The 15034-nt window shown below is 53.4% G+C and carries 19 protein-coding genes; 13 read left to right on the top strand and 6 right to left on the bottom strand.

Annotated elements, in window-relative coordinates:
* Nucleotides 1-78 precede the first annotated feature (78 nt).
* Complete coding sequence (locus KNP80_RS07705; protein ID WP_214801147.1) at nucleotides 79-582, top strand: cupin domain-containing protein; 504 nt, start codon at nucleotides 79-81, stop codon at nucleotides 580-582.
* Nucleotides 579-1469: an aldo/keto reductase gene (locus KNP80_RS07700; RefSeq protein WP_214832075.1), complete on the top strand. Its 891-nt coding sequence runs from the start codon at nucleotides 579-581 to the stop codon at nucleotides 1467-1469. Before KNP80_RS07705 ends, KNP80_RS07700 begins: the two co-directional genes overlap by 4 nt.
* A gap of 29 nt (nucleotides 1470-1498) precedes the next feature.
* Here KNP80_RS07700 and KNP80_RS07695 read toward each other — a convergent pair whose 3' ends face one another.
* Entirely contained in the window at nucleotides 1499-1930 is a 432-nt protein-coding gene (locus KNP80_RS07695) for an Lrp/AsnC family transcriptional regulator (RefSeq protein WP_214832073.1), read from the bottom strand.
* A 115-nt stretch (nucleotides 1931-2045) separates the two neighbouring features.
* On the opposite strand from KNP80_RS07695, the gene KNP80_RS07690 reads away from it, so the two are divergent.
* Nucleotides 2046-2474 (top strand): carboxymuconolactone decarboxylase family protein, encoded by a 429-nt coding sequence (locus tag KNP80_RS07690; protein WP_214832072.1) that lies wholly within the window; start codon nucleotides 2046-2048, stop codon nucleotides 2472-2474.
* A gap of 11 nt (nucleotides 2475-2485) precedes the next feature.
* Here KNP80_RS07690 and KNP80_RS07685 read toward each other — a convergent pair whose 3' ends face one another.
* Nucleotides 2486-4180 carry a M3 family oligoendopeptidase gene (locus KNP80_RS07685; RefSeq protein WP_214832071.1) on the bottom strand — a complete coding sequence of 565 codons (1695 nt, stop codon included), beginning with the start codon at nucleotides 4178-4180 and terminating at the stop codon, nucleotides 2486-2488.
* Nucleotides 4181-4386: 206 nt separating this feature from the next.
* On the opposite strand from KNP80_RS07685, the gene KNP80_RS07680 reads away from it, so the two are divergent.
* The 3 genes from KNP80_RS07680 (at nucleotide 4387) to KNP80_RS07670 (ending at nucleotide 5837) form a co-directional block, all read left to right on the top strand.
* The gene (locus tag KNP80_RS07680) at nucleotides 4387-4887 is read left to right on the top strand and encodes a PTS sugar transporter subunit IIA (protein ID WP_021066526.1); all 501 of its coding nucleotides are present in this window, start codon (nucleotides 4387-4389) and stop codon (nucleotides 4885-4887) included.
* Nucleotides 4888-4974: 87 nt separating this feature from the next.
* Nucleotides 4975-5574 carry a helix-turn-helix domain-containing protein gene (locus KNP80_RS07675; protein WP_214832070.1) on the top strand — a complete coding sequence of 200 codons (600 nt, stop codon included), beginning with the start codon at nucleotides 4975-4977 and terminating at the stop codon, nucleotides 5572-5574.
* Nucleotides 5575-5630: 56 nt separating this feature from the next.
* Nucleotides 5631-5837, top strand: a complete 207-nt coding sequence (locus KNP80_RS07670; RefSeq protein ID WP_214717916.1) for a hypothetical protein — start codon at nucleotides 5631-5633, stop codon at nucleotides 5835-5837.
* Between the two features lie 46 nt (nucleotides 5838-5883).
* On the opposite strand, the gene KNP80_RS07665 is transcribed toward KNP80_RS07670, so the two are convergent.
* The 3 genes from KNP80_RS07665 to KNP80_RS07655 all read right to left on the bottom strand — a co-directional run bounded on the left by KNP80_RS07665 (nucleotide 5884) and on the right by KNP80_RS07655 (nucleotide 8446).
* A complete protein-coding gene (locus tag KNP80_RS07665; protein ID WP_021066529.1) occupies nucleotides 5884-6309 on the bottom strand; it encodes a hypothetical protein in 426 nt (141 codons plus the stop codon).
* A 63-nt stretch (nucleotides 6310-6372) separates the two neighbouring features.
* Nucleotides 6373-7566, bottom strand: a complete 1194-nt coding sequence (locus tag KNP80_RS07660) for an ABC transporter permease (protein ID WP_214717910.1) — start codon at nucleotides 7564-7566, stop codon at nucleotides 6373-6375.
* The gene (locus tag KNP80_RS07655; RefSeq protein WP_214717907.1) at nucleotides 7556-8446 is read right to left on the bottom strand and encodes an ABC transporter ATP-binding protein; all 891 of its coding nucleotides are present in this window, start codon (nucleotides 8444-8446) and stop codon (nucleotides 7556-7558) included. Before KNP80_RS07655 ends, KNP80_RS07660 begins: the two co-directional genes overlap by 11 nt.
* Nucleotides 8447-8563: 117 nt before the next feature.
* Between KNP80_RS07655 and KNP80_RS07650 the strand changes: the two genes are divergently transcribed.
* Both KNP80_RS07650 and KNP80_RS07645 read left to right on the top strand, forming a co-directional pair.
* Nucleotides 8564-9508 (top strand): VOC family protein, encoded by a 945-nt coding sequence (locus KNP80_RS07650; RefSeq protein ID WP_214832069.1) that lies wholly within the window; start codon nucleotides 8564-8566, stop codon nucleotides 9506-9508.
* Complete coding sequence (locus tag KNP80_RS07645) at nucleotides 9505-10104, top strand: alpha/beta hydrolase (protein WP_214832068.1); 600 nt, start codon at nucleotides 9505-9507, stop codon at nucleotides 10102-10104. The genes KNP80_RS07650 and KNP80_RS07645 overlap by 4 nt, the downstream gene beginning before the upstream one ends.
* Here the strand turns inward: KNP80_RS07645 and KNP80_RS07640 are convergent.
* Nucleotides 10101-10589, bottom strand: coding sequence for a hypothetical protein (locus KNP80_RS07640; protein WP_058764232.1), 489 nt, complete (start codon nucleotides 10587-10589; stop codon nucleotides 10101-10103). The genes KNP80_RS07645 and KNP80_RS07640 overlap by 4 nt on opposite strands.
* A gap of 277 nt (nucleotides 10590-10866) precedes the next feature.
* Here KNP80_RS07640 and KNP80_RS07635 point away from each other — a divergent pair, with 277 nt between their 5' ends.
* The 5 genes from KNP80_RS07635 (at nucleotide 10867) to KNP80_RS07615 (ending at nucleotide 15006) form a co-directional block, all read left to right on the top strand.
* Nucleotides 10867-11922, top strand: a complete 1056-nt coding sequence (locus KNP80_RS07635) for an acyltransferase family protein (protein ID WP_214832067.1) — start codon at nucleotides 10867-10869, stop codon at nucleotides 11920-11922.
* Nucleotides 11923-11995: 73 nt separating this feature from the next.
* Nucleotides 11996-12331: an Asp23/Gls24 family envelope stress response protein gene (locus KNP80_RS07630; RefSeq protein WP_029594988.1), complete on the top strand. Its 336-nt coding sequence runs from the start codon at nucleotides 11996-11998 to the stop codon at nucleotides 12329-12331.
* 200 nt (nucleotides 12332-12531) lie between these two features.
* Complete coding sequence (pgmB, locus tag KNP80_RS07625) at nucleotides 12532-13197, top strand: beta-phosphoglucomutase (protein WP_021066537.1); 666 nt, start codon at nucleotides 12532-12534, stop codon at nucleotides 13195-13197.
* 218 nt (nucleotides 13198-13415) lie between these two features.
* Nucleotides 13416-13829, top strand: coding sequence for a Rok-like winged helix domain-containing protein (locus KNP80_RS07620; protein WP_021066538.1), 414 nt, complete (start codon nucleotides 13416-13418; stop codon nucleotides 13827-13829).
* A 124-nt stretch (nucleotides 13830-13953) separates the two neighbouring features.
* Complete coding sequence (locus tag KNP80_RS07615) at nucleotides 13954-15006, top strand: glycosyltransferase family 4 protein (RefSeq protein WP_021066539.1); 1053 nt, start codon at nucleotides 13954-13956, stop codon at nucleotides 15004-15006.
* Nucleotides 15007-15034 lie beyond the last annotated feature (28 nt).

Here is a 15034-nt window from a genome sequence, read left to right as displayed (position 1 = left end):
AACGGTTGCTCCTGACGAGCAGCCGTTTTTTGTTGTCTCATGTCGGGTACAGACACTAGAGACAAAGGAGGGGACAATATGGATATGAAGACATATCGATTTGAAGACGACGGTTCGATTCCGAACAATCCAAATTTTCCGGTGCTTTTATACCGAGGCGTGTTCGACGAGCCGGACGGCATGCAAGAGACGTTCGAACATAACGGCTGGGGGAACAGCTGGGTCAACGGGGTGTTCGATTACCACCACTACCACAGCAACACACATGAAGTGCTTGGCGTGAAATCGGGCCGGGCGACGGTTCAACTCGGGGGTGCGACCGGAGACCTCGTCTCGATTCAAGCGGGGGACGTCTTGATTTTACCGGCCGGGACGGGACATCGCCGTCTCGAGGCGAGTGAAGATTTCGCCATCGTCGGTGCGTATCCGGAAGGACGCGACTACGACACGTTGACGGGGAAACCGGAAGAGCGACCGGACAGTGTGCAACGGATCGAACGAGTCGACAAGCCGGCGACCGATCCCGTCTTCGGGACGACTGGACCGTTACACGAACAATGGACGAAGGAGGAAATGGCATGAACCGCATTCCACATACATTAATTTTGGCGGCATTGAAACAACACGTGGCTGAACTGCCAGACGGGCGTGAGATGAGGGCCCTCGGGCAAGGCACATGGCGCATGGGAGAAGACGAATCGAAACGGGAAGCCGAGATCGAGGCACTCCGGACGGGACTCGACTGCGGGTTGCACGTCATCGATACGGCGGAGATGTACGGGGAAGGGAAATCGGAGTCGCTCGTCGGTGAAGCGATTCGAGACCGGCGAGAAGGCGTGTTCCTCGTCTCGAAAGTGTATCCGCATAACGCCGGAGGCGACAAGCTCGTCCAAGCGTGTGACGCCACGCTCGAACGTCTTGGCACCGATTACCTCGACTTGTATCTGCTTCATTGGCGCGGGAACATCCCGCTCGAGGAGACTGTCGATGGGCTCGAACAGTTGAAGGCGGATGGCAAGATTCGGGCGTGGGGTGTCTCGAACTTTGATGTCGACGACATGAAAGAACTGCTCGCCTTGCCGAACGGGAAGCATTGTGCCGTCAACCAAGTGCTCTATCATCTCGGCAGCCGTGGTGTCGAGTACGACTTGTTGCCGTTCTTACAGGAACAGGGCATCCCGATGATGGCTTACGCCCCGCTCGCCGAAGGAAGCGACGTGAAGGCGGACATCTTCGAGAATGAAACGGTGAACCGGATCGCCGAGGCGTATAGCGCGACACCGGCCCAAATTTTGCTCGCGTGGACGGTGCGGAGCGGAAACGTCATCGCCATCCCGAAAGCAGGGCAGAAAGCGCACGTCGAAGAGAATGGCGCGGCGATGCTCCTCAACTTGACCGAGGACGACTATAACGCGCTCGACGAGGCGTTCCCGCCACCGAGTGGGAAAGAACCGTTGGATGTGATTTGACGAAAACAGGTGAGTCCCATTGAGGGGGCTCATCTGTTTTTGAGGTCAATTTCGGAGAAGATGAAATGTGTGACGGTCTGGGCGTAAGGGATAGTCGCATCGATGAACTGTTCGGCCTCAGCGAACGTCGTGAATTGCATCTTCAACATATAGCAGGCGCTCCCGGAGATGCGATAACAGAACGACACGTTCGACTGCTGACCCAAAAACTGAGTGAACGCCTCATAGTTTCCATTCTTCACGGTTGCCTCAATCAGACATTGAATCGGTTGTCCGAGCAATTCATGATCGACCTCGATCGTGTAACCATTGATGACGCCGAACGATTCGAGCCGTCGAACACGTTCGCCGACGGACGGGGCTGATAAGTTGATACGACGTCCGAGTTCGCTCATCGAGAGGCGGCTGTCCGCAGCCAGTTCGGCGAGAATGAGTCTGTCTGTATCATCGATTTTAAGCATGGAATGAAATCCTCCTCATCTCGTACGATATGGCATGTATTGTACCGTGATTCCGTTCAGAGTGAAATGGGAAATCGAAAAGACACCTTCTATACTGAAATCAGGAGGTATAACAATGACACGAATTCAACCATCGACAAAAGGAAAGACCCCATTTGAACGCTTGCTCGGCCACGATGAGGACGTGATGCGACAATGGTCCACGCTCGGAGACACATTAGCGGGCGATGGAAAGCTGTCCGCAAAGTTGAAAGAACAAGTACGACGGACGCTCGCCCAACAGAACGGCTGTGACTACTGCCAAGCGAAAGGAAAGCCTGAACCGCATATTTTCGACGAACGGACGGCACTCGCCGTCGGGTTCGCTGATGTGTTTTTACAACTGAAAGGCGACACGCCGGCCTCGTCAATCCGTGTGCTCCAAGACGTCTTCACGGATGCCGAAATCAGTGAACTTTGCGCCTTCATCGCCTTTATGACGGCCTCACAGTACGTCGGCGCCATGCTCGGGCTAGAACGCGAAAACCCACTCACGCTGACGTGAGTGGGTTCGTTTTAGTTCGCGAGTGGATGTTTCAACAAGTAGTCTTCAATCTGTCCGACCGTCTGTTTCAACACGCCGTCCTCGAACGGCGACTTGAGACCGGCCAATTCGACGAGCTCGAGGAACGAGCGGCTACCGCCGGCTTGGCAGAGCGTGAGGTAATCGCTCCACGCCGCCTCACGGTCCTCATGCATGCGCACCCAGAACTGGAAGGCACACACTTGCGCGAGCGTGTAGTCGATATAGTAGAACGGGCTCTGGAAGATGTGTCCTTGTTGGTGCCACCAAGCGCCCGACTCGAGATAGTCGTTCGTCTCATAGTCGCGGTGCGGGAGATATACCTTCTCAAGGTCGCGCCATGCCTGGCGACGTTCAGCGGCCGTCATATCCGGATTACGGTAGACGACGTGCTGGAACTCATCGACGAGGACACCGTACGGCAAGAACGTGATGCTTCCGGCCAAGTGATTGAACTTGTACTTGTCGACTTGATCGCCGAAGAACAGCTCCATCCATGGCCAGCAGAAGAACTCCATCGACATCGAGTGAATTTCACACGCCTCGTATGTCGGGAACGCATATTCCGGCGTCGTCAAATGACGGCTCTCGTACACTTGGAAGGCGTGACCGACCTCATGCGTGAGCACGTCGATATCGCCGGCCGTCCCGTTGAAGTTTGAGAAGATGAACGGGAGACCTTCAGACGGAAGGTACGTGCAATAGCCGCCTCCGGCCTTGCCCGGTTTCGCCGTCAAGTCGAGGGCGCCGCGCTGTTGCATGAATTGGAAGAACTCGTCCGTCTCTTTCGAGAGTTCACGGTACATCGTGTTCCCGCCTTCGATGATGAACGCCTCGTCGCCCTGTGGTGTCGCGTTGCCATCTGGGAAGACGAACGACTCGTCATAGTAATAGAGGGCGTCGACATCGATCCGTTTCGTCTGCTTCTCTTTTAACGTCGTTGCGAGCGGGACGATGACGTCGCGCACTTGCTTGCGGAAGTTGTCGACTTTTGATTCGTCATAGCCGACACGTTGCATCCGGGCGTAACCGAGCTCGACAAACGACGGGAAGCCGAGTGAATGAGCGATGTCGGTCCGGACGCGTACGAGTTCGCCGTAGATGCGGTCGAGTTCGTCCCCGTTGTCGGCGAGATATGTATAACGGGCCTCGGACGCCGCTTTTCGCACCGAACGGTCAGGGGATTGCAGATACGGGCCAAACTGGGACAAGTTGAGCGTCTTGCCGTCGAATTCGATTTGGGCCGCCGACATGACTTTCTGATAAGCGGTAGCCAATCGGTTCTCTTCCTGCAGTTTCGGGATGAGCGACTCTTCGAACGTCTTGAGGGCGCGCTCGGCAAGTTCGAACAACTGGCTGCCCCATTCCTGTTCGAGTTGGCTGCGAAGGTCGTGCTCGGTCAAAACGCGATAATACGCTTGCACTTCTTTCTCGTACACCGGCAAGGCATCGTCAAAGAACGTCTGCTCGCCCTCGTAGAATGCATCACGCGTGTCGATTGAGTGGCGGATCGAGACGAGCTGACTTTGCGTCTCGAATTCGTTCCGTTCCTGGTTGATTTGGCGAATCAGTTCGTTCGCTTCCTCGAGTGTGCTCGCTTGTTGCAATTCGACTGAATAGTCCGACAATCGGCTGTTTAGAGCGTCCAAGTCGGGCCGTTCATATGACAATTTTGTGAAAGTCGTCATTGTAAGCGCCTCCATCATGTGAAATTTTTATAAAGTGTAAAAAGGGCTTGCAAAAGCGATTGCACACTCGTATTCTTACGATGTGTAAACGAATTCGCACTACCTTATTACAACTATACCGTTTATAGGGTAGGGATTGAAGAGGAAGCTTTTCGGGTATAAAAGCTAAGACTTTGATTAACAGAACATGTTGGAGGGATTAAGCTATGGGATTCTTTAAAAAACTATTCGGTGGTAAAGAAGAACAACTTAACGCGGTTTCACCGCTTACAGGGAAGGTCATTGACATCACGAACGTTCCTGACCAAGTGTTCTCGCAAAAAATGATGGGTGACGGCATCGCCGTCGAACCGACAGACGGCAAAGTCGTCTCGCCGGTCAACGGTACAATCGCGACTGTCTTCCCGACAAAACACGCGATTGGGATCAACGCTGACAACGGTGCCGAGTACTTGATTCACATCGGTCTCGACACGGTCAACCTTAAAGGTGAAGGCTTCGAAACGCACGTGACAGAAGGTCAAGCAGTTAAAGCTGGCGACACGCTCGTCACATTCGACCTCGACTTCATCAAAGCGAACGCGCCGTCGACGATCACACCGGTGATCATCACGAACCATGACAGCTTCGGCGTGAACAAACTCGTTGCTGAAGGCGACACGGTCACAGCCGGTTCTACAGAAGTCGTCGAATTGACGAAAAAATAAGTTGAACATTTTACTCGGAGGCATACGCTTCCGAGTATTTTTTTATGGATTCGGGAACTATACTAAAAAGAGAGGGGGAGGAGACATATGGATGGAAAGAACGCACCGTATCGGGGTTATGGGGATCGGATTCGAATTTTACGTGAGCGGGCCGGCATCTCGGTCGAGGCGCTCGCCGATCGCATCGGCGTCGCTCCGTACTTTATTCGCCGGACCGAACTGAGTGAAGTCTACCCGACGATGCCTTACATAGAGGCGCTCGCCGAGGCGCTCAAGATTGACGCGAATTATTTGGCCCGCCATATTTGGACGGGTGAATCGCTTAAAGTGCTCATGAAAGGGACGGTCCCGGAGCTCGAACAGATGAAGCTCGCCTACGACGAGGCGATGCACGGCAAGTCGACTGAGGACATACAGCGGCAGCTCGAGGCGCGTATGCGCATCTTTGACCTGATGCATGAGGAAGAACTCCGTCGCATCTTCGCTGAAGACGAGGAACCGACGTCACATCATGCGCTCGAGGCGCTCGTCGATGCTGTGCTCGACCTGGGACGCTCGCACGAACCGACGCATCGGATTGTGCCGTTCGCTCGCTATATCGAGCAACTCGTACCGGACCAGTTCGTCGACAACTCGTTCCAATACACGGAGTTCGGGGTCGTCGACAAATCGTATAAATTGCAGTGAACAACACGGACTAAAAGTTCGTGTTTTTTTAATTTAGTTAGGGAGGAGGTACAGATATGGAGATGGTGGAAACAATGAAAAGCACTAGGGAGCAATTAGGTAAAAGTTATCGAAGTGCGGATCGTGAATTTAGAGATTTGATGTTTTATGGACAGAAATTAAGCAAACGAGAAAAAATGATGCTAACCCTTAAACTTGATGAACTACTTGATGCGTCGATGTTATATCATCAGCAAATTGGAAGGGAGCAGAGCAAAGGATGAATACAAAAGGAGCCAAGACAATGCGTCTAGGCTCCTTTTATTGATATTAACGCGCCATGCGCGCGTCGTAGCGTACTTTCGGTCGTGTCCCGGCAAGTAGGAAGCCGAGCACGATATTGAGGATCGTGAGCACCCAGCCGACGTAACCGAACGTATAGGCGAGGCTCGCGAGCATCGTCTGCCAGTCGAGTAAGGACGCGGCGTCACCACGAACGGTGAAGCGGATTGCGGTGAATCCGATGAGCGTCGTCGCTGTGATCAAGATGCCGATCCACGCGCCGCCGAACCGCGACGTCTCCGGACGTCGGCTGACCGGATACCAAAAAGCGAGCGTCCCGAGGAACGTGCTTCCTGCGTATGCGAGCAAGATTTGCCACAGCGCATCGGCGTCCAAGAAGACGGTATAACAGATGAACGTCGTGAGCGTCGTCATGAAAGTAAAGATTAAAGCTGCGAGTAATCGTGATCGCATAGTTCGTTTCCTCCTCATTTTGCACATTCTTTAGAGTATACGAAAACGAAAATGCTGTAAACGTTATTGTCGATTCTGTAATATTTGTCGCCATTGTTTAATCGCATTGTTGCCGTAGAACAAGACGCCGCCACGATAAAATTTCGAGCCGACCCACAAAATCACACCGATTGTGGCAATCATGATACCGATTGATAACGCGACTTCCCACACTGGGACATCGACGAGCATGACGCGAAGGAACATGAGCATCGGCGTGAAGAACGGCACGTACGACAGAATCGTGACAATCGGTGCCTCCGGATTGTTCAAACCGAACATGGCGGCGAGGAACCCGGCGACGAGGAGCATGATGACCGGCATCGTCATTTGTTGCGACTCCTCGACCCGGCTGACGAGCGAGCCGAGCACGGCGAACATGGCCGCATAGAGCAGATAGCCGAGCGTGAAGAACGTCAACAGATAGACGACGGCGCGGACGTTGCCGGCGTTGTCGATGACCGACTGTGCCATCTCGTTGCTGCGGGCGCTGAAGTAACCGAAGCCGAGGAAGATGGCGATTTGGAGCAGGGCGAGCGTCCCGATGGCCGAGATTTTAGCGAGCATGTGCGTCACCGGATGCGTCGTCGAGATGATGAGCTCCATGACGCGCGACGATTTCTCGGTCGTGACCTCGGTCGAAATCATCGACCCGTACGTGATAATCGAGACGTAGAGCAACATGAGCATGACGTAGACGAAGGCGAACGACGAGAACAGCTCGTCCGAGTTCTCTCCGCCGCGGCCGAGATACGATTCCTCGACCGTCACAGGCTCATTCAACGCCGCGAGGACGGTCGGATCGATGTTCGACGCCTCAATCAGTTCGGCGTTCCGGACTTCTCGTAGCGCCGTCTGTAACACCGTCGTGAAATCCGGTTCCGGCCGTTCCGATAAAACGCGTGCCGAATCCCCTTCGATGAAGGCGACAATCTCATAGTCGCCGTTATCGAGCCCGGCGCGCGCCTCGGACTCGGTGATGGCGGACGATTCGATGTCCTCATAACCGAGCGACTGCATGAGCGTCGTCAGTTCATTATTGTCGGTGACGAGGATGGCTTGCGCCTGGTCCGTGTCCTCGAAGTTCGCGAGCAATCGGTCGATGTTCGTGAAACCGAAGATGAACAGGATCGTCAACAGCGTCGAGATGAGGAACGCCTTCGAGCGCAATTTCGAGCGTAACGTGAACGAGTAGAGTGGTCCGAAGTTATGAAACATGTTGGCCGACCTCCTTGATGAAGATGTCGTTTAATGAGACGGGCTGGCGCATGAACGTCTTGATGGCGGCCCCGTTCGCCACGAGGGCACCGAGCACCGCATCGCTGTCGTCGAACGAGTCGAGCCGAACGAAGTGGCCATTCTTATGTGGTTCGACCGCCCGGACGACCGGGAGGGCTTGCAGCAGGTCCGGTCGATCGGTCTCGATGAAGAGCACCGGCTCCTCGTAACGAGTCTTGATCGTCGGGACGTCGCCGCTGACGACGGCACGGCCGCCTTTCAAGATGCCGATATGTTGGCACAGCTCTTCGACGTGTTCCATCCGGTGACTCGAGAAGACGATCGTCGTCCCGGCGTCACGGAGCGCGAGCACTTCACGTTTTAAAATCTCGACGTTGACCGGGTCGAGCCCGCTGAACGGTTCATCGAGAATAAGCAGTTCCGGGTTGTGGAGCAGGGCGGCCACGAGTTGAATCTTCTGTTGGTTTCCTTTTGACAGTTGTTCGACGCGCATCGTCTCATACTGAGGGATCTCGAGCCGTTCGAGCCACGTCTTGACGGCCCGCTTCGCCTCGGCTTGCCGCATGCCTTTCAGGCTAGCCAAGAAGACGAGCTGGTCACGGACGGGTGATTTCGGATAAAGGCCTCGTTCTTCCGGCAGATAGCCGACGATGCGATGATCGACGTTGCGGCCGTCCCACGTAATCGTCCCGGCACTCGGTTTGAGGATGTCGAGAATCATGCGGAACGTCGTCGTCTTACCGGCGCCGTTCGCCCCGAGCAGCCCGAACATCTCGCCTTTTGGGACATGAAAGCTCAAGTCGTCGACGGCCGTGAAGTCGCCGAACTGCTTCGAGACACGATCAATTTGTAACGTCATAGTATGTACCTCCTTATAGGTGTCTACTAGTAGCGTACGCCATGTTGAGCAAAAAGTTTCACATTTCTTCAAAAATGATTTATCTTGAAATCAAGATAATAAAAAGGAGGACATGACATGACGAAGCAATCAGCGGGTATCCATCACATTTCGGCGATGGTGAAAGACCCACAACGTACATTAGATTTTTATGGGAATGTCCTCGGACTTCGATTCGTCAAACAGACGGTCAACTTCGACGACCCGGGCACGTACCACCTCTATTTCGGGGACGAGCAAGGGTCACCGGGGACGGTCATCACGTTCTTCCCGATCCCTGGTATCGGCAAAGGTAGCGTCGGCAGCGGACAGGTCGGTGTCACGGCTTATCTCGTCCCGGAAGGCAGTCTGTTGTTCTGGGAGAAACGATTGAACGACCATGGCGTCGGTACGGTCGCGACCGAGCGCTTCGGCGAGCCGTCGCTCCTGTTTGAAGACCCGGACGGACTCGTCGTCGAGCTTGTCGCCCGGACCAGTACGAAACAGACAAGTTGGGTCGTGCCGGGCGTGACATCACGTGAGGCGATTGTTGGTTTTGCCGGGGCGACGTTGTTGTCGAAAGACCTGGAGGCGACGGTTCGCCTGTTGACGGGGCTGTTTGGCTTTGAGACGGTAGGGGAAGATTCAGAATGGATTCGCCTCGAGGCGACGGCCGACTACGGCAACGTCATCGACGTGAAAAAGACCATCCTACCGAACGGGGTTCCTGGTTCGGGGACGGTCCATCATATCGCCTGGCGCATCAATGATGGGGAAGACTATGCCTCATGGCAAGATGCCATCTTCGAGCTCGGGCTACGCCCGACCGAAGTGAAAGAGCGTCACTATTTCCGTTCGGTCTACTTCCATGACGGCGGCCGGATTCTTCACGAACTGGCGACCGACGCTCCTGGCTTTTTGATCGATGAGAGCTTGGAGGGCCTCGGCTCGACACTCAAACTCCCGGCTTGGTTCGAACAAGACCGGGAGGCGATCACTCGCACGTTACCGACGATTACAATCCCGAGAGGAGACATGACATGATTCATCAATTCATCAAAGGCACGACCGAGACGACACTCGTTTTATTGCACGGTACAGGAGGGACGGAACAGGACTTGATTCCGCTCGCTCGAATCCTCGCCCCCGAGGCGAACATTTTGACGCTGCGCGGGGACGTCCTCGAGAACGGCATGTCCCGCTTCTTCCGCCGTCACGCGGAAGGCGTCCTCGACCTCGAGGACTTGAAGAAACAGACGGAACGGTTCTTGACGTTTTTGGATGACGCCACGACAGAGTACGGCATCGACCGGGACAAGATGATTCCGCTCGGTTATTCGAACGGCGCCAACTTGATCGGCTCGGCGCTGTACCGACAAAACGCATTCCACGCGTCGCTCTTATTCCACCCGATGGTCCCGGACCGCTCGCTCACGTTACCGGACCTCGCTGGTGCGAACGTGTTTATCTCGGCCGGAGAACGTGACCCGATTTGCCCGAAAACAGAAACAGAAGAGCTCACGTCGACGCTACGGAGTGCCGGAGCGGACGTCGAACTCTTCTATCACGGAGGTGGGCACGAGCTGCGCATGGAAGAAGTCGAGGCAGCTCGGGCATGGCTAGAACCGTTCCTCGGTTAAGCCATCTTCTTCGGTTTCGGTGGTCTCGAATAGACGACGAGCACACCTCGATCAATCAAATAGGCGGCGAACAGACGTTTCGCCTCTTCAGAACGAACGGTTCGGTCGATTTGGATATACAATCGGCCGAGCTTTTTTTGTGACGTGCGGGTCAATAACCAGATGGAGTCAAGCGTGTACTGCCAACCGCGGAGCGTATCCGCGCCGATGTACATATACTGGTTCGATGTGCGCTCAAGCAGATAATTAAGCCACCAGACGTCCCGGGCGAGCTTCATGGCGACACCGATGAAGAACGAGATGAACACGAACGACAGGGCAGACAGAATCGGATGGATGGCGGTAAATCGTTCCCGGATGGGTTCGAAGGCGACGATGAGCAGTCCGACGGAAAAGGCGCCGGTGAACCACCAAAATCCGAAGTTAGAGAATGAACGTTTCGGGTCATGCACCATATGATGACGGTTACGGATGACGGAAGCCATTCTCCACACCTCCTTTTATTAGAATATTCTGATTATTTAGTAAGACTACTATACTATACTGTACCCACTCTCGTCTATTTGAATACGCGCGAAACGTGCTCTAGCTTGAAGATTTCTTGACGTTTCGGCTTGCGGAGGGCAAATCCGGGGAATGATGACAGTGAAGTCATCATTTTTTTGTGGAATCGTAATTTCATCAGCTCAAAAAATCGGCTATGATGGATGAGGCAAAAAAGAGAGAACATCAGAAAACTAATAAAGAACTAGAGGGAAAGACATGCGAAATCATTGGTACGATAATATTAAAGGCGTGCTCGTGTTGCTCGTCGTGTTCGGTCACTTGTTGACCGACGTACGCGGCGCGTATGACGACATCCTGCCGAAATGGGTCTATTTATTTTTATACACGTTCCACATGCCGTTGTTCATCATGTTGAGCGGTTACTTCTTCCGGGAGAACCGTTATTTGCGCGTCATCCAGTTGTTCGTCGTCTACGTCATCTGGCAAGTGATTCTCGGCTCGTGGTTCGCCTTCACCGAGGGCATCCCGCTCTTATCACTCGAGAACCCTGCACTGAACATCTTGACGCCGTATTGGGCGCTCTGGTATTTGATGGCGATTATCATCTGGTACGTCATCACCCCGTACGTGACACAATTGAAAGGATACGTGCTGTTCGCGCTCTTGTTCGCGCTCCTGTTCGGCTTCCAAGCTGAGTCGACCGGGTTCTTCGCGCTGCGAAAAGTCATCATGTTCTACCCGTTCTTCTTGATCGGGAACTGGATGAGCGAACGGAACACGTTGAACTTTTTCGAACTGCCGAAGCGGGCCGAACAGCGCAACCGTTACCGGATTGGCGGTTTTGCCGTCTTCACGACGCTCACGCTCGGGCTGCTCGCCTCGATGAGTTTCCAACAGGAGGGTACGTTCTATCATATCGGTAACTTGTTCAAATTCCGGTTCGCTTATGAGTCGGCGGTGCCGGAGGCGATTTGGAGCGGGCCGTTCGCTTTCTTGATCGTCTACACGGTGTCGATTCTTATGGCGATCAGCTTCGCCTTGACGATTCCAGGGCGTGAACTGCCGGTGTTCACCCGGGCCGGGAAGTATAGCCTCTACGTCTATTTGGTGCACGTCTTCCTCGTCGTCGCCTGGAAGGCGTTCATCCCAGCCGGTTTCATGCCGACGTCGTGGCTCCAATTGCTCGTCTTGTTCGGCGTCGCCTTCTTAATCGTCCTGGTGATTATCAGCCCGCCGGTCGTTAAGCTGTTGAAGCCGCTCGTCGAGATTGACGTTCGCCGTGCCCAAGATATGAAGGACGTGAAATCGTAAACCCTTTTCTAAATGGCGGTTTTCCGCTACACTTTAAGATGGGAAGCGAAACTAGAGTTAAGGAAGTGACACCATGCCATACGAAAATGGAATGCACAGCACTGAAGGAGACGTCAACGTCTCACGCCACGTCGTGGAAATGATCGCCGCTGTCGTGGTCAAAGAGACGAAATACGTGTCGTTCACACAAGAAGATACGAAATTGTCAGAGCGCGCGCTCATGAAGCACGTCAAAGTCGACGAGTCGTCAGAAGGCGTCACAATCAACTTGTCACTTTACATCGCGTACGGTCAATCGATCGTCAAGACGGTGACGGCCGTGCAAGAACGCATCACGCAAGACATGGACACGATGCTTGCCATGACACCGTTATCAGTGAACGTGAAAGTCGTCGGAATCCAATTATAAGTCGTGGGAGAAGCACCTGCTTCTCCTGCTTTTTTATTTTTTTGCGAAAGCGGTTGCATGATGATGGCTTTTTCATTTATAATAGAAATCGAACAAGTGCAACCGTTTGCATCAATGACCAATCGTGCAACGGGTACTTGTCAAGTTCCCTTAATGTAGTCTGACGACAGAAGCATAAGAAGGAAAGGCGGAAAGCATGTATGTCGACGATTGAAGCAGTCATTTTTGATTTGGACGGTGTCATCACTGACACCGCGGAGTACCATTACCTTGCTTGGAAACAACTTGGAGAAGAGCTCGATATTCCGTTTGACCGCGAGTTCAATGAGACGCTAAAAGGCGTGAGTCGGACGGACTCGCTGGAGCGCATCCTCGCGCTCGGTGGAAGACAGGACGATTTCACACCGGATGAAAAAGCGGAACTCGCACAGAAGAAGAACGAGCATTACGTTGAACTCATTCAACACATCTCTTCAGCCGACTTGTTGCCGGGCATCATTTCATTCCTTGATGAAATTAAAGAGGCTGGTCTCAAAATCGGAATGGCTTCGGCTTCTAAAAACGCATTCGCGGTCGTAGACGCACTTGGTGTCCGTCATTACTTCGATCACATTGTCGATGCAGCAACTGTCGCCGAATCAAAACCACATCCCGAAGTGTTTTTGAAGGCTGCCTCTGCCCTTGGCGTGAAACCCGAACATGCCATCGGCGTTGAAGACGCAGCTGCAGGCGTAACTGCAATCAAAGCGGCAAACATGTTTGCTGTCGCCGTCGGGGAAGAGTCGATGCTCGGTCATGCAGACCTCATCGTTTCTTCGACCGATGAACTCTCGCTCGCACGCATCCTCGAACGCGTCGGCGCGTAAAGACTACGATCATCTTCCGTGAGATGACGACTGCCCCGAACAGTCGTCATCTTTTTGTGTTGGTCCAAAAGACCTAAAATAGATAGAAATGCCTAAAAATAGATGACAAGTACATTACAAAACCGTTACACTTTTATATGGGAACAAGTAATAACTGGTAATAATTGATGAATTTGGGTGATGGGGAACATCAATTAGGTGTAGAGGAGGATTTGTGCATGGAATCTACAAACGTGAATGAAAATATTTATCGGGAACTGATGGAGATCGAAGAGTCGTATCGCCAGCTGCAACGCCGGGCCGAGTATTTGATTTCGGAACTGAACCGGAACAAGCGGGAAGAAGAATCGCTACTCGATCCGTCAAAACGAATGCGCCCACGTCGCGTCAATCAACGTTATCCGCTCGAGGTCTATGTCCATCAGGTAACAGACCTGTTGAAGGAACGGAAGACGATGAGCGTGCGGGACATTCAAATGGAGCTCGAGTTGCGTTATCGTCACCACATTAGCAATATTTACCAGTTAATGGTGAAAATCGAGTCCGTCAATCCTGACATCAAAAAAGTAGGACGCGGGTTATATACATACGAAGCCACGGATGACGTGACGACGCACCCGGCCCACGCCTGACCAGACCCGACGAGATTCACTCGTCGGGATTTTTTGTTGTAACATTTCTGATACGTCTCGCCTCACGGGAAATATGCTATAATTCGCCAGAGTCTATTTTTTTATGAGAGAGGAACGTTGGCCCATGCTATGGATTGCCATGTTGGTCAGTTTTGTGATGGCCATCTTGATCACGCCGCTCGTTCGCCGGTTTGCTTTTCTGATCGGAGCGGTCGATCACCCGAACGCCCGAAAAGTACATTTACGGACGATGCCACGGATCGGAGGCCTCGCCATCTTCATCGCTTTCTTTATCGGCTATGCGCTCCTATTGCCGACGAGCCGTTATAACGATGCCATCTTGATCGGGGCGGTCGTCATCTTGTTGACCGGCTTGATCGATGATCGCTTCCAACTGACGGCCCGTGTCAAACTGATGGGTCAGATGATCGCGACGGTCATTGTCTTGAATTCAGGCATGCGCATCGAATTGATTAACCTGCCGTTCGACCAACAGCTGTATCTCGGTTCGTGGAGCATCCCGGTGACGGTGCTCTGGCTGATCGGGATCACGAACGCCATCAACTTGATCGATGGTCTCGACGGTCTCGCCGCAGGGGTCTCGAGCATTGCCCTCGGAACGATCGCGCTGCTCGCAATCATCCAAGGGAACGTTTATTTGACGATGATGGCGCTGTTGCTCCTGGCGAGCACGCTCGGCTTTCTCGTCCATAACTTCTATCCAGCGAAGATATTCATGGGCGACACCGGGGCGCTCTTCCTCGGCTATATGCTCGCCGTCTTCTCCTTGATCGGATTCAAGAACGTGACGCTGTTCTCGCTCGTCGTCCCGGTCCTCTTGCTCGGTCTGCCGATCTCGGACACGATTTTTGCGATCGTCCGTCGGCTCGTGCAAGGGCGTCCGCCGATGTCGCCTGATAAGTCGCATATGCATCACCAGTTGATCGATATGGGCTTCACGACGCGGCAAGCCGTCCTGCTCATGTACGGGATGACGTTCTTTTTCGGCATCGCCTCGATTCTGTTCGCGAAGACGACGATGCTCGGAGCCATCATCACGTTCGTCATCGTCCTGATCGTCATCGAGCTGATCGTCGAGTCGACCGAGTTGATTCACCCAAACTATAAGCCGATTATCCAGACGTCCAGGCGTCTGCTCGGACGGCCGAAGACGTGAGTCATCAACAAAAGCCCAAGGACATCGT

This window comes from Exiguobacterium sp. E4787 (assembly GCF_018618375.1).
GTDB lineage: Bacteria > Bacillota > Bacilli > Exiguobacteriales > Exiguobacteriaceae > Exiguobacterium > Exiguobacterium chiriqhucha.
The sequence above is the reverse complement of the archived record's forward strand: the minus strand, read 5'-3'. Positions and strand labels throughout refer to the sequence as shown.